The sequence below is a fragment of the Protofrankia sp. BMG5.30 genome, from assembly GCF_001983005.1.
Classification (GTDB): Bacteria; Actinomycetota; Actinomycetes; order Frankiales; family Frankiaceae; genus Protofrankia; species Protofrankia coriariae.
Genome location: NZ_MOME01000010.1, coordinates 141,965 through 162,953, shown reverse-complemented (window position 1 = coordinate 162,953; position 20,989 = coordinate 141,965). Strand labels below are relative to the sequence as shown.

The following is a 20,989-nucleotide window of genomic DNA, read 5'->3' as shown; positions in this document are numbered from 1 at the left end:
AACTGTGACGGAAGGTGAAAGTCCTGTGATGGCCAACGAATCCGCTGTGACGACGAACAAGAGCTCCGGGGCGGCGGCCGGCCCGGGCCGATCCGGCCGGTCGGCGGTGCTCGTCGACGCCAAGAGGTTGCACGACGAACTGTCGTCGGTCACGCCACCGCTGCTGCTCGACGTCCGCTGGGCTCTCGGCGATCCGCATGGCCGCGAGCACTACCGGGACGGGCATCTGCCGGGCGCGGTCTACGTCGACCTCGACACCGAGCTCGCCGCCACGCCGGGCGGGACCGCCGGCCGGCACCCGCTGCCCGACATCGCCGCGCTGCAACACTCGGCCCGGGCCTGGGGGCTGACCGCCGGGCGGCCGGTGGTGGCCTACGACGACAACGGCGGGCAGTCGGCGGCTCGGGCGTGGTGGCTGCTGCGCTGGGCGGGCGTGGCCGACGTGCGCATCCTCGACGGCGCCCTGACCGCCTGGCGGGAGGCCGGCTTCCCGCTCGAGAGCGGCGAGACCGTCCCGGCGTCCGGGGATGTCGTGCTCACCGCCGGGCACCTGCCGGTGCTCGACGCCGACGGCGCCGCCCGCCTGGCCGGCACGGGTGTCCTGCTCGACGCCCGTGCGCCGGAGCGTTACCGCGGCGAGGTGGAGCCGGTCGACCCGCGCGCCGGGCACATCCCCGGCGCGGTCAGCGCGCCGACCGGGGAGAACCTGGACGGCGGCGGGCACTTCCTGTCCGGGGAGCTGCTGCGCGCCCGCTTCAGCGCACTCGGTGCCGGTGACACGCGGTCGGTTGGCGTCTACTGCGGATCCGGGGTGACGGCGGCCCACCAGATCGCCGCACTCGCCGCGGCCGGGATCGACGCCGCCCTCTTCCCCGGCTCCTGGTCAGCCTGGTCCTCCGACCCCACCCGCCCCGTCGCCACCGGCCCCGGCTGATCCCCACGCCCCTTCCCCAGAACGAGTACGCAAGTGGCTGCCGTAGCAGCCACTTGTTCCCTCGCTATCATGATCGCTTCGGTTTTGGGGGATGTCGAGGCCGGCGCAGACCCGCGTCTCTTTCCCCGCGCTTCCTTCTCCCGTTGCTCCTCGTTGTCATGATCTCTCCAGGCCCGGCGTTTGTTGTCGGGGTGTTCGTGGCGATGTGGGGGTAGTTGTTGGTGCTGGCAGCGCCTGACCGTCCCGACGCCCGGTGCTCCGCTGGTCTACTCTGAGGGCGTCTCGACCGCCCCTGTGGATGACGTTCATCCGCAGGGGCGATTTTTTCTAAAATGGAAGATTTGCGACTGGTGTCGTGCCATCTGGAACTGGTCTTGGTCGTCCAGTGTGTCCGGKTGGCTTCCGACAACGTCGCCGGAGCCGCTTGGGCGCGGCGGACGGGCGGGCGTTGGCTGACATGACACCAGTCGGTCAGTCGACCAGCCGGCTGGYGGGTTCAGGCGACCTGTGTGCTGTGGCCGGCCGGGAGAGCGGTGACGAGTCGCAGGGAGCCGTGGAACTCGGGCTGGTTGCGTAACGCGCCGTAGCGACGGTCCCAGGCGCCTGATTCGAGGTCGTGGCGCAGTCGGGCGACCGCGCGCTCGGCGATGTCGGTGTCGACGAAGCCCCACACGGACTGGGAGCGGCGCACGGCCGGGTCGAGGAACGCCTCCGGGCGGGCGTAGTACGCCTCGGTGAACCCGTCCACGCAGTCGATCGGCACCGGGACGGAGGTCACCGTACTCGTGCCGCCGAGGACGGCACGGATGCGCTCGATGGGCGGGTAGCGTGGCCGGTCGGCCACGATGAGCTGCGGAATGTAGTCGGCCAGCCAGAACTGGTCGAGGGCATCGCCGTCGAAGGTGAGTATGACGACCGGTCCGCGGCTGACCCGGCGCATTTCCCGCAGCCCGCGGTCGGGGTCGGACCACTGATGGACCGTCACGGTGGCCATGGCCGCGTCGACGCTGTCGTCGTCGAACGGCAGTTCCGCGGCGGTCGCGTCGATCGCGGGAGCAAGGTGGCGCGGCCGTTGGGAGCGCATCGTCGCGGACGGCTCGACCGCCACGACGTGGCGGTCGGCCGGTTCGTAGGAGCCTGCGCCAGCGCCCACGTTGAGCACGGTCCGGGCATCACCGAGCGCGGCGTGGATCAGGACCGCGATACGCGGATCGGTACGGCGCTGACGAACGTAACCGTCGCCGTGCGCCTCGTAGTCGAAATCCCCCACGGCCCCCGCGACGTGGACAGGCATCAGCGGGCTCTCCCGAAGCGTCGGTCAGATGGCCACACGTCCTGATTACATCAGGATATTGAGATTGAGGGATTAAATGGTCGTGATAGCAGCCGTTTTTCCCTCAGTCTCGTGGTTCGGTGATCCTAGCTCATACGGGTGACGGCGACTGTGACTCCGAGTGACGTCGATGCGCCGCCGGAGTAGACGCCGAGGAGGGGCGGGACGTCGTTGTAGTCCCGGCCGCGGGCCACGACCACGTGTTGTTGCCCGGCGGGGACACCGTTGGTCGGGTCGAAGCCCCACCAGTCGCCGAGCCAGCCCTCCACCCAGGCGTGGCTCTGGCCGACGACGGTCTCGCCGATCGTGGCGTCCGTGGACGGGTGCAGGTAGCCGGAGACGTACCGGGCCGGTAGGCCAACGGCCCGCAACAGCACCAGAGCCAGGTGGGCGAAGTCCTGGCAGACGCCTTCGCCCTGCTGCCAGGCGTCCACCGCGGACGTGTGCACGCCGGTCGTGCCGGGCCGGTAGGTCAGGCGTTGCCGAACCCATTCGCCGACGGCCGGGACGAACTCGGCCGGGGTGTGGCGCGCGGCGAGTTCACGGGCTGTCTCGGCAAGTTCCGGATGGTCCGTGGTGAAGCGRCTCGGACGGATGAACTCGACGAAGCGGTCCGTGATCGACCCGTCGGCGAGGGCCTGCCAGTTCGGTCCGTCGCTCGGTCCCGGCCGGGCGGGGGCGGTGCGCACCACCGAGCGGCCGGTGACGACGAGCTCGGTGTGCGGGGTGTGGAGGTCGAACGCGGTGACCTGCGTGCCCCAGTAGTCCCAGTAACGGTAGGTGGCCGCCGTCGGCTCGGTGCGCACGGTGGCCTCCAGGGTGAGCTGGCCGGCGGCGGTCTGCGGGATGATCCGGGTCTCGTTGTACGAGGAGATCACCGGGGCCGCGTACCGGTAGCCGGTGGAGTGCTCGATCCGGATCTGCCAGYTCACCGCCGCACCCCCGCCTGCCCGCCGGCCCCGCCCTGGCCCGCCGCCACGCCGTTGTCGCTTTCGCCCGCCGCCACGCTGGTGCGGCTTTCGCCCGCCGTCACGCCGGCACACCCGCCGTCATGTGTCGCCGCCCGCCTACCTGCCCTCGTGCCCGGCGTCATGCCGCACACCGTCGCGTCCGCCGTCATACCAGTACCTCGGTTGTCCAGGAGCGGGGGGCGTTGCGGGCGAAGTAGCGGTGCGTGACCGCCTCGCTGACCGTGGAGCAGGTGCGCTGCAGCGACACCAGCAGGTCGGGCATGTCGTCGACCAGCTCGTCCACGCTGCGGAACTCAAGTTCGGTGCGGGCCCGCCCGACGATGCGGCGGGCCATGTCGTCCACGGTGAACCGGGCCTCGCGGCGGGTGCCGTCGAGCTCGGCGAGGATCTGCTCGGCCATCGACAGCGACCAGTACACCGACCGTGGGAACAGCCTGTCCAGCAGCAGGAACTCGGCGACGCGCGCGGCGTCCACGGCCCGCCGGTAGGTCCGCAGGTACGCCTCGTGCGCCCCGCAGGAGCGCAGCAGGCTCACCCAGCTCTGGGACGCGGGATCCTCACTGATGCTCGACGACAGCAGCCGGGAGGTCATGTCGACCCGTTCCAGGCTGCGTCCCAGGACGAGGAAGCGCCARCCGTCGTCGCGGGCGAGGGTGGCGTCGACCAGGCCTGCGAGCATCGCCGTCCGTTCCCTGATGTAGCGGAAGAACACGTGCGGGCCGAGCCGGCGCGCGAGCTGTTCGGAGTGCGGCAGGTCGTTCCAGGTCGCGTTCAGGCACTCCCAGACCTCGCTGGAGATGACGTCGCGGGCGCCGCGGGCGTTCTCCCGGGCCGCGCCGACCGCGCCGGTGATGCTGGACGGGTTGCCCGGGTCGAACGCGAGCAGTTCGGTGACCTGCCGGGAGTCCGCGGCGGCGGCGTCGTCGGGCGCGGGCATGCCCATGACGGCCAGCAGTTCCCGGCCGGCCGAGGTCTCGTCCAGCCACGGGTCCTCCAGCACCCGTTGGACGTGGACGTCGAGGATGCGGGCGGTGTGCTCGGCGCGTTCGGAGTAGCGGCCGATCCAGAACAGCGACTCGGCGATGCGGCTCAGCATACGGCCGGCCCGTTCAGGCGGCGGGCCTGGTCACCGATGGTCTCCGGCCATGGCTGTCCGTGTTCCGACAGCCCTGAGCGCGGCTCTTGGCGCCGCCCCGGCACCTGCCCGGCATCCTCGGGTGGTTGCTGGTGCCGTCCCTCCCGTTGTTGTTGTTGCTGCTGTTGCTGCTGGTCGCAGGAGGGGAACGGGCCGACGTCGGGGCCGTCGGCGACCTGCGGCACGTTGCCCGGCGGCCGGCTGCGCGGCGAGATGCTCTCCCGGCTGGACTCCGGCGAGGCCAGCACCCAGGTGTCCTTGGAGCCGCCGCCCTGGCTGGAGTTGACCACGAGGCTGCCGCGCGGCAGCGCGACCCTGGTCAGCCCGCCCGGCAGCACCCACACCCGGCGGCCGTCGTTGACCGCGAACGGGCGCAGGTCCACATGCCGTGGCCCCAGCCGGTCACCGGCGAGCGTGGGCGATGTCGACAGCCGTACGACCCGCTGGGCGATCCAGCCACGCGGGTCGGCTTCGATCTTCAGCCGTAACGCGTCGAGCTCCGCCGCGGACGCCTGCTCGCCGATGACGATGCCCTTGCCGCCGGAGCCGTCCACCGGCTTGAGCACGAGCTCGCCGAGGTGGCCGAGCACGTGGTCGCGCTGGTCGGGGTCTTCCAGCCGGTAGGTGTCGACGTTGGCCAGGACCGGTTCCTCGCCGAGGTAGTACCGGATGAGGTCGGGGACGTAGGTGTACATCAGCTTGTCGTCGGCGATCCCGTTGCCGACCGCGTTGGCGATGGTGACCCGACCGGCCCGGGCGGCGTTGAGCAGCCCGGCGCAGCCGACCACCGACTCGGGGCGGAAGTGCAGCGGGTCCAGCCAGTCGTCGTCGATCCGGCGGTAGACGACGTGGACGGGCCGGTCACCCTCTGTCGTGCGCATGGTGACGTTGTTGTTGCGTACCGTCAGATCTCGTCCCTCGACGAGTTCGACGCCCATCTGCCGGGCGAGCAGGGCGTGCTCGAAGTACGCCGGGTTGTACACCCCGGGTGTCAGCACGACCACGGTCGGGTCGGCGACGTCGGGTGGGGCGGCGGCCCGCAGTGCGTGCAGCAGATGGGTGGCGTAGTCCGCGACCGGTCGCACCCGGTGGGTGGCGAACAGTTCGGGGAAGACCCGGGTCATCGCCCGCCGGTTCTCCACCACGTAGCTGACCCCCGACGGCACCCGCACGTTGTCCTCGAGGACGCGGAAGCCGCCCTGCTCGTCGCGGATCAGGTCGATGCCGCTGACGTGCGCGCGGACCCCGTTCGGYGGGTCGATGCCGTGCGCGGCGCGGTGGAAGTGCGCGCTGGAGAGCACCAGCCGGCGGGGGACRATCCCGTCGGCCAGGACCTCCGCCCGCCCGTAGATGTCGGTGAGGAATGCCTCCAGCGCCCGGACACGCTGGGTGACACCGCGTTCGATGACGTCCCATTCGGAGTTGTCCAGCAGGCGGGGGACGAGGTCCAGCGGGAAGGGCYGCTCCTCGCCGAAGAGGTTGAAGGTGATCCCGGCGTCCCGGAACGCCCGGTCGAGCGCGGCCTTGCGGGCGGCGAGGTCGCTGCTGCTCAGCGGCCGGAGAGCGTCGTAGAGCGAGGCGTACAGCGGCCGCGGGGTGTCCGGAGCCTCGAACACCTCGTCCCAGGCCTGTGTGGCCTGGGCCGCATACCCTTCGAAGAGGTCCGCCACATCCGGAGAGCCTAAGTTGCCCGTGTTACCGCCGCATGACAGCGTTCAGGCTTCGGTGGCACGATAATGATCATTGATGGTGGCTGTGGCCCTGGTTGTCGGTTGCAGGACGGATGCAGATGTGTACCAGGCGGCTAACCGTAGTCTGAGATCGGACGATCGTAGTCTGAGACGATGGGTCTGGCGGCGCAATGCCCGCCACGCTGTCACCGGCTGTCGATTATCAGTAATCGGTTGCCAGTATCGACTGCCGGTAGGCCGGTAGCCGATCGCCCCACGTTCGTCGACGTTCCCGGAAGGCTACGTACACCAATGATCACTGCGTCCGATCTCGAGCTGCGCGCGGGCGCCCGCACCCTCATCGAAGCGGTGTCGTTCCGTATCCAGCCCGGCGACCGGATCGGGCTCGTCGGACGCAACGGGGCGGGCAAGACGACGCTGTTGAAGACGCTGGCCCGCGAGACACTGCCGTTCGCCGGAAAGATCGATGTCCGCGGTGAGCTCGGCTACCTCCCGCAGGATCCCCGCAGCGGCGACCCGTCCGGTACCGTTCGTGATCGCGTCCTGTCCGCCCGCGGTCTCGACGCGCTGCTGCGCGAGATGGAGAAGCTGCACGTCGAAATGGCCGAGCTGGTCGACGAGACCGCCCGCGACACGGCCATCCGCCGCTACGGCCGGCTGGAGGAGCGCTTCGGCACCCTCGGCGGGTACGCGGCCGAGGCCGAGGCGGCCCGGATCTGCTCGGCGCTCGGGCTGCCGGACAGAGTGCTCGCCCAGCGGCTCGAGACGCTCTCCGGTGGCCAGCGCCGCCGGGTGGAGCTGGCCCGCATCCTGTTCGCCGGGGCCGGCGACAACCAGGCGACCCTGCTGCTCGACGAGCCCACCAACCACCTCGACGCCGACTCGATCGTCTGGCTGCGTGAGTTCCTGCGCTCCCACGACAGCGGGCTGGTCGTGGTCAGCCACGACGTCGACCTGCTCGACCGCTGCGTGAACAAGGTCTTCTACCTCGACGCCACCCGCGCCGCCCTGGACGTCTACAACGTCAACTGGAAGACGTACCTGTCTCAGCGGGAGCTCGACGAGCGTCGCCGCCGCCGCGAGCGGGCCAACGCCGAGAAGAAGATCGACGCCCTCAAGGCCCAGGCGGACAAGATGCGGGCCAAGGCGACCAAGGCCCGCGCGGCCCACCAGATGGACCGCCGGGCCGAGCGGCTGGCCGCCGGCCTGGCCGAGGTGCGCGTCGCCGACCGGGTCGCCAAACTGCGCTTCCCCGACCCGGCGCCGTGCGGGCGCACGCCGCTGACCGCCACCGGGCTGTCGAAGTCCTACGGGTCGCTGGAGGTCTTCGCCGGGGTCGACCTCGCCATCGACCGCGGCGCGCGCGTCGTCGTCCTCGGCCTCAACGGCGCCGGCAAGACCACGCTGCTGCGGATACTCGCCGGCACGGAGTCCCCGGACACCGGCGCGGTCCACCCCGGCCACGGGCTGCGGCTGGGCTACTACGCCCAGGAGCACGAGACCCTCGACACCGACCGCTCGGTGCTGGACAACATGCGCGCGGCCGCGCCCGGCACCTCGGACGTGGAGCTGCGCCGCATCCTCGGCGCCTTCCTGTTCAGCGGGGACAGCGTCGACCAGCCGGCCGGCACCCTCTCCGGTGGGGAGAAGACCCGGCTGGCGCTGGCCGGGCTGGTGTGCAGCGCCGCCAACGTGCTGCTGCTGGACGAGCCGACCAACAACCTCGACCCGGCGTCCCGCGACGAGGTGCTGGCGGCGCTGGCCACCTTCCGGGGCGCGGTGGTGCTGGTGACCCACGATCCCGGCGCGGTCGAGGCGCTCGCGCCCGAGAAGGTCCTGATGCTGCCGGACGGCGTCGAGGACTCCTGGTCGGCGGACCTCGCCGAGCTGATCACGCTGGCCTGAGGGCCGCTCCGGCCCGCCCGCGGACCAGGTCGGAAGCAGTGATCATCATGGTCCGCGGGCCGTGGCCACCATGGCCGGCGGGCCGATGACCGGGCCGGCTTGGCACACTGGCCGGGGACGCGTCAGACGTCGCCATCGTCCGGAAAGCGTCCAGAGCATCTTCAGGGGACGTCCGAGGGGACGTCCGAAGGGCGTCCAGGGAACGTTCAGAGATCGTCAGGGAACCGTCGGGAGTGATGGGTCAGGTGGTCGCGTGAGCGCGGAAGGTGGTACCAGGGCGGTCGTAGCCGCGCTGGCGGCCAATCTCGGGATCGCGCTGGCGAAGCTCGTCGCGTTCCTCATCACCCGGTCGTCGTCGATGCTGGCCGAGTCCATCCACTCGCTCGCGGACTCGGGCAACCAGGGCCTGCTCCTGCTCGGCCGGCGGCGCGCCACCCGGCCGGCCGACGAGGAGCACCCCTTCGGCTACGGCCGGTCCCGCTACATCGCCGGCTTCCTCGTCGGAATCGTGCTGTTCAGCGTGGGCGGGCTGTTCTCGGTCTACGAGGGCGTGGAGAAGCTGCGCCACCCGCACCATCTGGACAACGGCGTGGTGGCGGTGGTCGTCCTGCTGGTGGCGATCGGCCTGGAGGCGTTCTCCTTCCGGACCGCGATCCACGAGACCCGGCAGGTCAAGGGGGACGCGTCATGGTGGGGCTTCATCCGCACGGCCCGCGCCCCCGAGCTGCCGGTGGTGCTCCTGGAGGACCTTGYCGCGCTGCTGGGCCTCCTGCTCGCCCTGGGCGGTGTGGGCCTGACCCTGCTGACCGACGACCCGATCTGGGACGGCGCGGGCACCCTCGCCATCGGGATCCTGCTGCTTGTGGTGGCCGTCATCGTCGCGCTGGRGACCCAGGCGATGCTGGTGGGGGAGGCGGCGACCCCGGCGACGGTCGCGGTCATCCGGGACGTCCTCGGGCGCTCCCCGCACATCACCGACGTCATCCACATCCGCACCCTGCACCTGGGGCCGGACGAGCTGCTCGTCGCGGCGAAGATCGTGCTGGACGTGGAGCTGACCGTACCCGCCGTCGCGGCTGTGATCAACGACGCCGAGACCCGGCTGCGCGCCGCGGTCCCCATCGCACACCGGATCTACCTGGAACCGGACCTCCTCCACCTACCGGTGGACCCGTCCGCCGTGAACGAGTCCGCCACGGCGCGGATCAGCACCCCACCAGGCCACTGACCAGCCCCGCGCCTCCCGTCGCGATCATGAGGACGAGTACGTAGGTGGCTGCTGTGGCAACCACCTGTTCCCTCGTTCTCGTGATCTGACAGCTCATGGGAGGGGCGGGGCGGTGCTGAGGAGGGTTTGGGCGATGAGCGCGGTGAGGGCGCCGGCGATGGTCAGGGCCAGCGGGAGGGTGCCGGCACGGGCGGTGTCGCCCGGGTCGGACGGGCGTGGGTCCGGGGCCAGCGCGGGCACCACCAGCCAGCAGTAGAACGGCAGCCAGGACCACTCCAGCGCCGTGGCGGCAAGCCCCGTCAGCACGCCGAAGAGGACCGCGGGGACCGCGCCGACCAGGAACGGCCAGCCGGGCGTGAGCCGGATCCGCCGGACCGCCCGGATGATCAACGGCCCGCACGCGACCAGCACGACCGCGAGCCCCACCGGCAGCCGGGTGAGCGACTCCGGAAGCGTCGCCGCGCCGGCCAGGCCGGCCCGCGCGGCCGTGTGGGCGGCCCCCTCGCGGGCCGCGGCCAGCCCGTCCGACCAGGAGAACCCCCACAGCGACAGCAACGACAACGGCACCAGGAAACAGCCGCCGGTGATCACGTTGAGCAGCGGCCGGCGGCGGACGAAGTACGTGGCGACGACCGTCGCGCCAAGCCAGGGCATCGCGTAGTCGAACAGCGTGGCCACGCCGAAGAACAGGCCGCACGCCACCGCCCACCACAGCCGCCGTCCCGGTTCGGAGCCGACGACCCCGAGCGTGACAAACGCGGCACCGACAGCCGCGGTCACCGCGTCCACCGACGCGACCGTCCACAGCGCCCAGGGCGCCAGCACCAGGACCGGGACGAGACGGCGGGCCGCGGCCTCGTGGCACAGCGACCGGACCGCGATCGCAACCAGGGGGACCGTGACCGCGCCCAGCGCCGTCAGGACGGCACCGAGGGCGGTCGGCGCGGTGATCCCCAGTTGGGCGAGCGCCCACACCAGCAGCGTCGGCCCGGGGGGGCGGGCCCGCGCGCCGTAGCCGTCGGCGCCGGTGTGCTCGGTGAACGTCCGCAGCAGGGCCGCCAGGTCGGCGTCGGCCGCGCCCAGGTCCGGCAGGTGCCCGTCGCTGGCCGTGGACGCGCCGACCGCGAGCACGTCGGCCGGGCCCGAGCGAGCGTTGCCCGCCGTCAGCGCCCCCAGGTGGGCGTTGCCCGCCGCCAGCGCCACGGCCCAGCCCAACGCGGCCACGTAGCCGGCGACGAGAAGCGGGATCCAACGCAGCCGGGTGTGGACGCCGCGCCAGGCCGCGATGACGACCACGGCCGCCACCGCCGGGGCGAGCAGGGATGCCGGGGAGACGTCGGGGCGTCGGTCCGCGGTGAACGGCAGTCCGCCGAACGTGGCCGGCAGCGGGTCCCATCCCTGGCCGGCGGCGGCACGCGCCAGCGCGGCCAGGCCCAGACAGCCGGCGATCGCGGCGATCCACAGCGCGATTTCCGCGGGCTGGGCGGAATCGGTGCCGGGGGACGGCCGGTCCCGCATGCGTTCCCGGATACCCGGCCGTCCGCTTTCACCCGTCCCGCTGCCCGACGGCGCGGTGGTGATCGGAACGTCGGCCACCTTCAGCGTGACCCGGGGACGCGGGCCGGGTGCGGCGCGGGAAGGACATGATCATATCGTTGTCGGTTCGCCGGGCGGATCCGGATTGCCGCGGGACGGATGGGCGGCGCGGAAGCGGCGCGTCGCCTGGTGCCGGTGGCGGCCGGGCGCATTTCCGGCGACGGGCACGCCGACTGGCAGGCCCGGTCCGCCGGCGTGATGACCACGTATGCACCGTAACCAGGCTGGCGGCTTGCTGTTCGACCGGTGCGTGAGAGGCCCGTCGGCGCTCATTCGGCGGTGTCCGGTGGATGGTGTTCGCGGATGGTGTTCGGCGGGCGTCCGCCGGTGTCGGTGTCGGTTCGCCGCTGCTGCTTCGTTGCTGCTCCGCTGCTGGTTCGGTGTGCCGTTCGGCGTTACGCGCCGAAGTTCCCGTCAGGGACGGTAGTGGCCAGAGAGTGCGAACGTTGTCATGATGTTGGTATGAACACGGTTTCTCGCTGACTGGTGGGGGAAATGGGTCGGAGCCGGTGCGTGGCTGTTGTTGTTCCCGTGGTGCCTGGAAGGGAAAGTCTTGACAGATCCGCCTGGGGGCATCGAGCTTGTGAAGGAGATCGTGTGATGGATCACATGCGCTTCGAGTGGCGCGTTCACCGCAACTGAGTGAAGATCGGTTCGCAGATCATCTATCACGGAGGGGGCCACATTGGCCGAGCTTAGGAAAGGAACCCGGATCACCGGCGCGGAGCGCGACAAGCTTGCATCAGAGCTTCGGAAGAAGTACGAGGCAGGGCAGAGCATCCGTCTTCTCGCCGAGTCGTCGGGCCGTTCGTACGGGTTCGTTCACCGCATCCTCTCGGAGTCCGGCACGACCCTGCGGGGTCGCGGCGGTGCCACCCGGGGCAGCAAGAAGAAGAGCGCCTGATCATGTCGGTGCCGGCCGTCGCCGACCAGGCGGCGGTCGGTCTGGCGCTGGCGATCGACGGTCCGAGGGCGACCATCGCCGTCGATCGTCAGGATCACGCCACCGTGCATGTACCAACCGCACACATACCAGTCACGTACGCGCCAACCGTGCATGAACCAGGTGCGCATGAACCAACCGCGGATGAACCAGGTGCGCATGAACCAACCGCGGATGAACCAGGTGCGCACGAACCAGGTGCGCACGTATCCGGCCCGTCCGCCGCGCTGCCCGCTGTGCTGGCCGGTATCGGACGCTCCCTGCCCGGCAGCGTCCGACTGGTGATCCTTCGGATCACCGGTGTCTCGTCGCCGCCCACCGGTGGTCGCCGCGTAGCGGCCGGGGAGCGGTTGACGGGTGATCAACCGATTGGCGGCCGCTCGCTCGGCGGTCARCCGGCTGGCGATCAACCGGTTGGCGGCCGACCGCTCGCGGAGCGGCTGGCCGACGGCGGGCTCACGGGCCGGCAGTCCGACGGTGGGACGGCCGCGAGATGGCCGGCCGCGGGCGACGTGGCATTCCAGGCGCCCCATGAGGCGTCCCACGAGGTACTCCATGACCACGGGGCATTCCATGACATGGGGACGGCTGCTGGCTGGCAGTCCGCGCTCGGCTGGCTGTCGCGTCCCGACCTGTTCAGCGTCGCGGTCGTCAGCGGGTACGCCGTCGACGCCCTGCACCTCGCGCTCGCCTGCGACCTACGGGTTGCCCGTGACGACGCGTACCTGTCCTTCGGCGACGTCCGCCATGGCCGCATTCCGGCGCTCGGGGTTTCCCGGGTGCTGGTCGACCTGGTCGGCTACAGCCGTGCGCTGGACCTGTGTGTGACCGGGCGTGTTCTTTCCGGCGCTCAGGCCCAGGCGGTGGGGCTGGTGGACCGGCTGGCCGCCCCCGCCGAGCTCGACCGGGTGGTGGAGGAGCTGGYCGCCGCCCTGCTTGCGGCTCCTCGCGAGGCGGCCGTCGAGGTCAAGGCGTTGCTGCTGCACAGCCGCGAGCTTTCTGTAGCGGATCAGTTGCGTGCGGAGCGCGATGCTCAGGAGCGCTGCTCGTCGGCACCGGCCGGGGCAGCCGGCTGACGCGTCCGGCCGAGGTCGTGACGGGAACGATCCTCGTCTGCTTTCGCTTACAGTGTTGCAACGTAAGCATGAGCAGGATTCGGGGGTCCGCCGATGAGATTCGCCGAGGACGGGCCGCGCGTCAGCGCGCGGGCCTTCCAGCGTGACCGCTCGGTCGTCCACCAGAAACTGCGGCCGGGCACCCTGCGCCGGATCGCCGGGTTCGCGCGGCCCTACCGGAGGATGCTCGTCGGCTTCCTCGTCCTGATCGTCATCAGCGCCGCGCTCGGCGCGACGACTCCGCTGGTCTACAAGGCGATCATCGACGAGGGCATCATCCCCGGCCGGGTGGGCGTCGTGGAGGCGCTTGCCGCGCTGGTCGGGCTCATCGCCGTCGTCGACGCGCTGCTGGCCCTCGCGCAACGGTGGTTCTCCGCCCGCATCGGCGAAGGCCTGATCTTCGACATGCGGGCCGGGCTGTTCGACCACGTCCAGYGCCAGCCGCTGGCGTTCTTCACCCGGACCCAGACCGGCGCGCTGATCTCCCGGCTGAACAACGACGTCCTCGGCGCCCAGTCGGCCTTCACCGGGACGCTGTCCTCGGTCCTGTCCAACATCGTCTCCGTCGGTTTCGTCCTCGCCGCGATGATCGCGTTGTCGTGGCAGATCACGGTCGTCTCGCTGTTGCTGCTGCCGGTGTTCGTCGTCCCGGCGCGGCTGCTCGGGCCGAAGCTGGCCGCGCTCACCCGGGAGAGCTACGGGCTCAACGCCGAGATGAACACGGTGATGACCGAACGGTTCAACGTCTCCGGGGCGATGCTCGCCAAGCTCTACGGCCACCCGGCCCGGGAGAACGACGGCTTCACGGCCAAGGCCGCCCGGGTCCGCGACATCGGCGTCACCCAGGCCATGTACGGCCGGATCTTCTTCGTCTCGCTGACCCTGGTTGCATCCCTGGCGACCGCGATCGTCTACGGCGTGGGCGGGCGGTTCGCCGCCGAGGGCACGCTTCAGGTCGGCACCGTCGTCGCGCTGACCTCGTACCTGGCGCGGCTCTACGGCCCGCTGACCCAGCTGTCGAACGTCAACGTCGACGTGATGACCGCGCTGGTCTCCTTCGAGCGGGTCTTCGAGGTGCTCGACCTCACCCCGGCGATCTCCGACCGGCCGGGCGCGGTCGACCTGCCGCCCGGCGCGGCCACGATCGAGTTCGACGACGTCGGATTCCGCTACCCGGCCGCGGACGAGGTGTCGTTGGCCTCCCTGGAGTCGGTGGCGGTGCTCGACCACCGGCCGTCCGAGACCGTCCTGCACCAGGTGTCGTTCCGGGTGGCGCCCGGGGAGATGGTCGCGCTGGTCGGGCCGTCCGGAGCCGGCAAGACGACGATCAGCCAACTGGTGCCCCGCATGTACGACGCGGTCAGCGGCACCGTCCGGGTCGGCGGCCACGACGTGCGGGAGATCACCCTGCGGTCGCTGCGGGACGCCGTGGGTGTGGTCACCCAGGACGCGCACCTCTTCCACGACACCATCCGGGCGAACCTCGCCTACGCCCGGCCGGCAGCCACGCCCGAGCAGATGTGGGCGGCCATGGACGCGGCCCAGATCGGCGACGTCGTGCGGGCGCTGCCCGACGGCCTCGACACGGTCGTCGGTGACCGCGGCTACCGGCTCTCCGGCGGGGAGAAGCAGCGCCTCGCCATCGCCCGGCTGCTGCTCAAGGAGCCTTCGATCGTCGTCCTGGACGAGGCCACCGCCCATCTCGACAGCGAGTCCGAAGCCGCCGTCCAGCAGGCCCTGGCCACCGCGCTGGTCGGCCGGACGTCGCTGGTGATCGCTCACCGGCTGTCCACCGTCCGGGACGCCGACCGGATTCTCGTCGTCGAGAACGGCCGGCTGGTCGACAGCGGCCGGCACACCGAACTGCTGGCCCGCGGCGGCCTGTACGCCGAGCTGTACCGCACCCAGTTCGCAGCCCAGAACGCGGCCCACCACGGCGAGGCCGGCTCCGGGGATGCCGGCTCCGGGGAGGCCCGGGACGGGGAGGCCAGTTCTGGCGAAGCCGGCTCCGGGGAGGCCCGGGACGGGGAGGCCAGTTCTGGCGAAGCCGGCTCCGGGGAGGCCCGGGACGGGGAGGCCCGGGGCAGCGAGAGCCGGGACGGCGCGCGGCGGGAGGGCGCATCGGCCGCCACGGTCGGATGATCTCGCTGGTGGGGCGGAGCCGGCCGGTGAGCGGAGCCGGGGAACGCCGACGGTACGGGCCGGTGGGTAAAGCTGGATGGACCATCCCCACAGGTCTTCCGGCCCGCCGTCCAGGGACGCCTGGCACGCACGCCCGGGCGGCAGCCGCGTGACGGCCGCGGGGCGGTTCGTTCGGGCCGTGTTCGCCCGGCTGTGGGCCAGTACCCCTGCGACGATCTTGATGCTACTTTCCGTGCTTGTCTTGGCCGCTCCGGCCGGCGACGCGACGGCGGATGCCACCGGTGGGACGGCGGTGGGCCGCCGGGCTCCCCGCCGCCGCCCGGCCACCGTGAGCTGGGAACCCCCGGCCCGGCCCGGCTGGCCACACTGTCCGTGACGGCCGTGGGCGGGCCTGCCCGGCTGTCGTCACCCGCCTCCCCGCGGCGGCGCGGGCCGGTGTGACGGTACGCCCACCTGTACGCATGGCGCCCCAGGTAAACGGAATAGGGCCTTTTTCCCGCGGTTGGAAAACTTTCCGGGTGTCGGCCAGCGGATAGTGGGGGCGGTGTACGGACCACCGGAGTCATTTCCTAGGCTTGTCTCGTGTCTCGCCGCGCGAAAATTGTATGCACACTTGGTCCGGCCACCAGCTCGCCCGAGAGGATTCGGGAGCTGGTCGAGGCCGGTATGGACATCGCCCGTCTCAACCTCTCCCACGGCTCCCATGAACAGCATGCGCAGACCTACCAGCAGATCCGGGCCGCCTCCGACGCGGTCGGCCGTAGCGTCGGCATCCTCGTCGACCTGCAGGGGCCCAAGATCAGACTCGGGAAGTTCGGGTCCGGCCCGGTCACCCTGGCCTCCGGCGACCGGTTCACGATCACGACTGACGACGTGCTCGGTGACCAGCACCGGGTCGGGACGACCTTCTCCGGGCTGACCTCCGATGTCACCGCGGGCGACCGGATCCTCGTCGACGACGGCCGGCTGGTGCTCGAGGTCGTCGAGGTCGCGGGCTCCGACGTCCACACCACGGTCATCGTCGGTGGCCCGGTCAGCAACCACAAGGGGATGAACATCCCGGGCGCGGCCCTTGGCGTGCCCGCCCTGACCGACAAGGACGCCGAGGACCTGCGTTTCGGGCTCGGGCTGCCCGCCGACATGATCGCTCTGTCCTTCGTCCGCTCGGCCGCCGACGTCGAGAAGGTCCGGGCGGTGATGGACGAGGTCGGGGTGCGCCTGCCCGTCCTGGCCAAGATCGAAAAGCCGCAGGCCGTTGACCAGCTCGAAGAGATCGTCGAGGCGTTCGACGGTCTTATGATCGCCCGGGGTGACCTGGGGGTGGAACTGCCGTTGCAGGTGGTGCCACTGGTACAGAAGCGCGGCGTGTCCTGGGCGCGCGAGCGCGCGAAGCCGGTGATCGTGGCCACCCAGGTGCTGGAGTCGATGGTGCACGCGCCCCGGCCCACCCGGGCCGAGGCCAGCGACTGCGCCAACGCGGTTCTCGACGGCGCCGACGCGATCATGCTGTCGGCCGAGACCAGCGTCGGTGAGTACCCCGTCGAAGCCGTGGCCACGATGGCCCGGATCATCGAGACAGCCGAAACGGACCTGGGCCGGCTCCCACCGTTGCGTACCCGTCCGCGTACCGTCGGTGGCGCGCTGGCGGAGGCTGCCGCCAACGTCGGCAGCGCCATGGGCGCCCGCTACCTGGTGGCGTTCAGCCAGAGCGGGGACACCGCCCGCCGGCTCGCCCGATACCGCAGCCCCATCCCGCTGCTGGCCTTCACCCCGGTGCCCGCCGTCCGCAGCCAGCTCGCACTGCTGTGGGGCGTCGAGACCTTCCTGGTCCCGTTCGCGCACAGCACCGACGAGATGGTGCGGCAGGTCGACAGCGCGCTGCTCCAGCTGGAACGCTGTAAGCCCGGCGAACTGGTGGTCGTCGTGGCCGGTACCCCGCCCGGCGTGGCCGGGATGACCAACACCATCCGGGTACACCGTATCGGGGAAGAGGTCTGACCCCAAATTGTGACTTTGTCACAATTTGGGGGCCCCTGACGTGGTTGGTTGGCCGCCGTGGTGGGCTTACCGATCATCTGTCGATGATCGGTAAGGGGGCGGTTGGTTGGGGGCTTTGCCGCAATTTGGGGGCCTCTGGCGTGGTTGGTTGGTTGGTCGGCGTGGTGGGCTTGCCGATCATTGGGCGTGGGGAAGGATGTGGATCCGGTGCTGTTCTGGCAGCGGTGGATTCACATCCTTCGGAGCGGTCTGCCGGGCGGGCTGCCTCGCGGTGATCGGCGTTGGCGGGGCTCGGGGGTGTAGAGGGCTGCCTGCCGTGGTGGGCCTGTCGATCATCTGGTGGTGGTTGACGAGGGCGGTTGAGATCCTGTTCTGTCCGTGGCGCCCGAGCGTTGCTTCCGTGCGATGCGAGGTCCGTCGGCATGCCAAATCGGCCACCGTGGCGATGGGGGTTACGGGTGGGTGTCGAGTTCGTGAGGACCGGATGTCGGCGTGCTTTGCGGTATTTGCAGGCTGGTTTTCGTGTCGCCTGTCGTAATGGGCGCGTAGACCGGGTGCCGTGGCCGTTTTGAGATAACTGTGATCGACCGTGGCTTTCCGGATCGGTCGTGTCACGACTGTCGCGGACCGGCTGGAACGGTACGCGACGGCGGTGGGTCGTAGGGTCGTCCTCGATGAGGATTTCGGTGAAGTTGAGGGCCGGGTCCACGCACGGGTATCCGCAGGCCCCGCGTGCGTATGTGACCAGTCAGGCGAACGTACGGTAATGCCGTTTACGATACGTTGCAGAACGGCTACTGGAGCGACGCATGCTCCGGATTACGCTGGGCCTGACTCGGCCCACGTGACCCGGGAGCGTGCGCAATGACCGATCAACCGCCGCAGCGGTCTGGCCGAACCGACCAGGGCGCTGGTAGCGCCAGATCCGGTCCGGTCATGAGCCCGTCGGGCCCGTCGAGGCCGTCCAGCGGGGAGGGCGCGAACGCCGACAGCGGGAACGCCGACAGCGGGAAGAAGGACGTCGGACGTCCATCGGATCCGCCCGAGCGGCCGCAGACGTCTGCTCCTTCCGCGGCGGGTGCCGCCGCGGCCACTTCCGCCGGGAGCAGCACTTCCGCCGGGAGCAGCACAGCCGGGCCGGACGCGCGACAGGCATCCGGACATCGCCCGGCGCAACCGCCACGCTTCGCTGTCGGTGCTGCCGGTGCTGCCGGTGCTGCCGGTGCTGCCGGTGCTGCCGGTGCTGCCGGTGCTGCCGGTGGGGCTGGTGGGGCTGGTGGGGCACGACCGTCCGAGGGGCGGCCGCCGGTCGCCCGGTCGGCGGGGGATCGCGGCTCGGGCGTGGCACCGGGCGAGCGTCCAGCGGCGTCATCGTCGTCCGGGACGGCGGCCGGTCCCACAGGGACGGCAGGCCGGGGGGCTGATCCGGGCGGTCGACGTCCCGGGGCGCAGTCCTGGCAGGGGCCGGCCGCACGACCGGCCGCACGGCCCGCTGACAGCCGCGTCATCGGTGGGACCGCCGCTGGCGGGCAGCCCGTCGCCGGTCCTCGCGGAACGGACGCGCCGAAACCTCCGGTGGCGCAACCGTCACCGTCGCGTGAGTCGGAGTCGGGGCGGGCACAGCCAGCGCAGGGCGACTCTCGTCCGGTCGAGCCGCCGCGTGCCTCGCCAGCTCCAGCGGCCGGAGCGCCGTCGGGTTCTCGATCAGGTGATCCTCGTCCGGTCGAGCCGCCGCGCGTCCCGCCCTCGCGGGCCGAGCCTTCGCGGGTGGAACGCCGCCTACCACCGTCCGCGGAGCCCCGCCGGGTGGAGCTTCGCCGGGCACAGCCGAGGCCCGTCCAACCCCGGCCCACGCAGCCGCCGAGCGCTCCGCCGCCGGGCGCTCAGCCGCCGGGCGCTCAGCCGCCGGGCGCTCAGCCGCCGGGCGCTCAGCCGCCGGGCGCTCAGCCGCCGGGCGCTCAGCCGCCGAGCGCTCAGCCGCCGCGTCCCCGACCGACTGCGGCGGACCGTGCCCGGCCGGCCGGAGATCTGCCCGGCGGGAGCAGGCCGGGTGACGCTGTGCCACCCGTGACACCGCCGGTTCCCCCACCGGCCGGTTCCCCCACCGGCCGGCCCGATCAGCGGGCCGCCGGCGGCGCCCCCGATCGGGCCGTTCCCGGCCGGCCGGCTCCGCAGCGTTCGGGGTCTGAGCGGCCAGGCCCTGAGCGGCCAGGCCCTGAGCGGCCAGGCCCGCAGTCGTCGGAGAGTTCGCCCGAGGCACGGCCGGCTGCCCGCTCCACGCCCGCCCGGTCACAGCCACTGGCCGCACGGCCGCAGTCGCCAGCCGTGCCCCCGCAGTCGCCAGCCGCGTCCGCACAGCCGTCGGCCGTGTCGCCGCAGCCTTCTGGCAGGCCCTCGCAACCGCCAGTCGGGCCGGCACAGTCGTCGGCCGCTTCTGCCCCGCCGTCGGCCGGGTTGTCGCAGTCATCGGCCAGGCCCCCGCAGCCGCCGACAGCGTCGTCGCAGCCGTCTGCCGGGTCGTCGCAGCCGTTCGCCGGGTCGTCGCAACCGCCGGTTGTGGGTGCGGCGCCTCCCACCCCGGCACCGTCGCGGGCGCCGGCGGGTCCGGGGCAGGCGCAGCCACAGCCACGCGGGCCCCTGCCCGAAGACCGGGGTGCCGCCCGGCCGGCGGTGACGGATGACCGTCCGTGGCAGCCGCGGCCCGCGCAGCCGGACACGCCGGAGCAGCCACCCGGGCGTGACAACACCGACAGTCAGCGCAGCCAGCATGGAAACCACGGTGGTCTGGCTCCGGCGTCTCCCACGCCGGACGTTCCGGTGCCGTTGCCGGGGGACGACCCGGCGCCATGGGAGCAGACGTCGCGGATCCGTCGGCGGTCACTGACCGGCCAGGCGGCCGCGGCGGGGAGCGAAGCCAGCGGGTCGACCGGGACGACGGCACGGCCCGGCGACGAACCGCGGTCGAGCTACCCGACCGCCGCCACCGCGGGCACGACCGGGTATTTCAGCCGCCAGGCACCACCAGGGCGGCGCGAATCTCGGCCGGAGACCGGCGGCACCGGCTCCCGTTCCGATTCCGACTCCACGGTCGTGCTTTCCCCGCTGCGCGTCACACCGCGTGACACTTCCTCGGGGCGGCCTCCGGCGCCCGGGTCCGCCGAGCCTGCCGCCGGCCGCCCCGGCGGCGACCCGCCCGAGGAAGGGCCGCCCGCCGGCCGCCCGCCTGGCAGCGGCGTACTGCGTGGGGGCACGCTGGACGATCAGCCGTCCGAAGAGGCGCAGCCTTCCCAGCCTTCGCAGGCCGCGCGGCCCGTGAAAGCCGCGCGATCCGCGCACGGCGCGGGTCCGCGCGGCTCGCGTCCGCGTTCGCCCGTGGAGCCGGAACCCGGCATCGATGCGGAACCCGGCGTCGGTGGCCGGTTCGCCGGTGTGCTCCTGACCGTCGCCGGCGGCCTCGGCGGGATTGCCGCCACCCTGCCCTGGAGCACGGTCAGTGATGGCGAGGAGACCCGTACGTTCACCGGTCTGACGGTTGGTGATGGAAGAATCACCCTGATGGTGGCGGTTGTCCTGCTGGTGATCGGTGCGGCGCATGTGTCCGGCCGCCGCCCGGGCGGCACGGACGCCGCGGTGGCGACGCTGCTGGGAGCGGGAGTCGCCGTGTTCGCCGTCATGGATCTGGTCGCCGGGCCGGCCTCGCTGTCGTCCTTCCGGACCCTCGCCGCCAACCAGATCAGCGTCGCTCCCGCGTCGGGGCTGGTCCTGACCCTGGTGGCCGGGTTGCTCGCGCTTGTCGGCGGTTGGCTGCTGCGGCGTGGCCGTCATGGCGGATGACCGCGCCGGGTCCGGCCTGGYCGACCGGCCGAACCGAAGCGTCAGCATGATCGTCTGTGCCCGCGGGAACCCCCGCGGAAACCGTGCCCGGTGGAACTGGGTTCCACCGGGCGTGATTGTGTCCCAGGAGGCGGAAGTGACCGCGCGCGCCGTCCGACCGCGTG

General features: G+C 71.7%; 15 protein-coding genes and 1 pseudogene. 9 read left to right on the top strand and 7 right to left on the bottom strand.

What is annotated here, in order from left to right; genetic code table 11:
- Window positions 1-94: 94 nt before the first annotated feature.
- Window positions 95-934: pseudogene (locus BL254_RS06035) on the top strand (sulfurtransferase); the annotation flags it as partial.
- A 496-nt stretch (window positions 935-1,430) separates the two neighbouring features.
- Here BL254_RS06035 and BL254_RS06030 read toward each other — a convergent pair.
- The 5 genes from BL254_RS06030 to BL254_RS06010 form a co-directional block, all read right to left on the bottom strand.
- Complete coding sequence (locus tag BL254_RS06030) at window positions 1,431-2,228, bottom strand: class I SAM-dependent methyltransferase (protein ID WP_047222396.1); 798 nt, start codon at window positions 2,226-2,228, stop codon at window positions 1,431-1,433.
- Between the two features lie 125 nt (window positions 2,229-2,353).
- Complete coding sequence (locus BL254_RS06025; protein WP_076842747.1) at window positions 2,354-3,199, bottom strand: transglutaminase family protein; 846 nt, start codon at window positions 3,197-3,199, stop codon at window positions 2,354-2,356.
- Window positions 3,196-3,387: a hypothetical protein gene (locus tag BL254_RS06020; RefSeq protein ID WP_047222394.1), complete on the bottom strand. Its 192-nt coding sequence runs from the start codon at window positions 3,385-3,387 to the stop codon at window positions 3,196-3,198. Before BL254_RS06020 ends, BL254_RS06025 begins: the two co-directional genes overlap by 4 nt.
- On the bottom strand, window positions 3,384-4,334 hold the full coding sequence (locus BL254_RS06015; protein ID WP_076842746.1) for an alpha-E domain-containing protein: 951 nt from the start codon (window positions 4,332-4,334) through the stop codon (window positions 3,384-3,386). The genes BL254_RS06020 and BL254_RS06015 overlap by 4 nt, the downstream gene beginning before the upstream one ends.
- Window positions 4,328-6,043 (bottom strand): circularly permuted type 2 ATP-grasp protein, encoded by a 1,716-nt coding sequence (locus BL254_RS06010; protein ID WP_076842745.1) that lies wholly within the window; start codon window positions 6,041-6,043, stop codon window positions 4,328-4,330. The genes BL254_RS06015 and BL254_RS06010 overlap by 7 nt, the downstream gene beginning before the upstream one ends.
- Window positions 6,044-6,355: 312 nt before the next feature.
- Here BL254_RS06010 and BL254_RS06005 point away from each other — a divergent pair, with 312 nt between their 5' ends.
- Together BL254_RS06005 and BL254_RS06000 are read left to right on the top strand one after the other, a co-directional pair.
- Window positions 6,356-7,969 carry an ABC-F family ATP-binding cassette domain-containing protein gene (locus BL254_RS06005; RefSeq protein ID WP_076842744.1) on the top strand — a complete coding sequence of 538 codons (1,614 nt, stop codon included), beginning with the start codon at window positions 6,356-6,358 and terminating at the stop codon, window positions 7,967-7,969.
- Window positions 7,970-8,222: 253 nt separating this feature from the next.
- A complete protein-coding gene (locus BL254_RS06000) occupies window positions 8,223-9,197 on the top strand; it encodes a cation diffusion facilitator family transporter (RefSeq protein WP_076842743.1) in 975 nt (324 codons plus the stop codon).
- Window positions 9,198-9,290: 93 nt separating this feature from the next.
- Here BL254_RS06000 and BL254_RS05995 read toward each other — a convergent pair whose 3' ends face one another.
- Window positions 9,291-10,793, bottom strand: coding sequence for a hypothetical protein (locus BL254_RS05995; protein ID WP_052914455.1), 1,503 nt, complete (start codon window positions 10,791-10,793; stop codon window positions 9,291-9,293).
- A gap of 685 nt (window positions 10,794-11,478) precedes the next feature.
- Here BL254_RS05995 and BL254_RS27605 point away from each other — a divergent pair.
- Window positions 11,479-11,697 (top strand): helix-turn-helix domain-containing protein, encoded by a 219-nt coding sequence (locus BL254_RS27605; RefSeq protein WP_013873150.1) that lies wholly within the window; start codon window positions 11,479-11,481, stop codon window positions 11,695-11,697.
- On the opposite strand, the gene BL254_RS26870 is transcribed toward BL254_RS27605, so the two are convergent.
- Window positions 11,616-12,146: a hypothetical protein gene (locus BL254_RS26870; protein WP_175648301.1), complete on the bottom strand. Its 531-nt coding sequence runs from the start codon at window positions 12,144-12,146 to the stop codon at window positions 11,616-11,618. The two genes, BL254_RS27605 and BL254_RS26870, sit on opposite strands and share 82 nt — an antisense overlap.
- A gap of 168 nt (window positions 12,147-12,314) precedes the next feature.
- Between BL254_RS26870 and BL254_RS25770 the strand changes: the two genes are divergently transcribed.
- The 5 genes from BL254_RS25770 (at window position 12,315) to BL254_RS05960 (ending at window position 20,825) form a co-directional block, all read left to right on the top strand.
- Complete coding sequence (locus tag BL254_RS25770; RefSeq protein WP_139342202.1) at window positions 12,315-12,812, top strand: enoyl-CoA hydratase/isomerase family protein; 498 nt, start codon at window positions 12,315-12,317, stop codon at window positions 12,810-12,812.
- A gap of 93 nt (window positions 12,813-12,905) precedes the next feature.
- Complete coding sequence (locus tag BL254_RS05980; RefSeq protein WP_076842742.1) at window positions 12,906-14,993, top strand: ABC transporter ATP-binding protein; 2,088 nt, start codon at window positions 12,906-12,908, stop codon at window positions 14,991-14,993.
- 582 nt (window positions 14,994-15,575) lie between these two features.
- Window positions 15,576-16,991 (top strand): pyruvate kinase, encoded by a 1,416-nt coding sequence (pyk, locus tag BL254_RS05975; RefSeq protein ID WP_076842741.1) that lies wholly within the window; start codon window positions 15,576-15,578, stop codon window positions 16,989-16,991.
- Between the two features lie 1,204 nt (window positions 16,992-18,195).
- Window positions 18,196-19,062 (top strand): hypothetical protein, encoded by an 867-nt coding sequence (locus BL254_RS26865; protein WP_175648300.1) that lies wholly within the window; start codon window positions 18,196-18,198, stop codon window positions 19,060-19,062.
- 746 nt (window positions 19,063-19,808) lie between these two features.
- Window positions 19,809-20,825 carry a hypothetical protein gene (locus BL254_RS05960; RefSeq protein ID WP_139342201.1) on the top strand — a complete coding sequence of 339 codons (1,017 nt, stop codon included), beginning with the start codon at window positions 19,809-19,811 and terminating at the stop codon, window positions 20,823-20,825.
- Window positions 20,826-20,989: the final 164 nt, after the last annotated feature.

Excerpts from the sequence above, each read along its gene's own strand:
- BL254_RS06020 (WP_047222394.1), bottom strand. The coding sequence starts at position 3,387 with ATGACGGCGGACGCGACGGTGTGCGGCATGACGCCGGGCACGAGGGCA.
- BL254_RS06030 (WP_047222396.1), bottom strand. The coding sequence starts at position 2,228 with ATGCCTGTCCACGTCGCGGGGGCCGTGGGGGATTTCGACTACGAGGCG.
- BL254_RS06005 (WP_076842744.1), top strand. The coding sequence starts at position 6,356 with ATGATCACTGCGTCCGATCTCGAGCTGCGCGCGGGCGCCCGCACCCTC.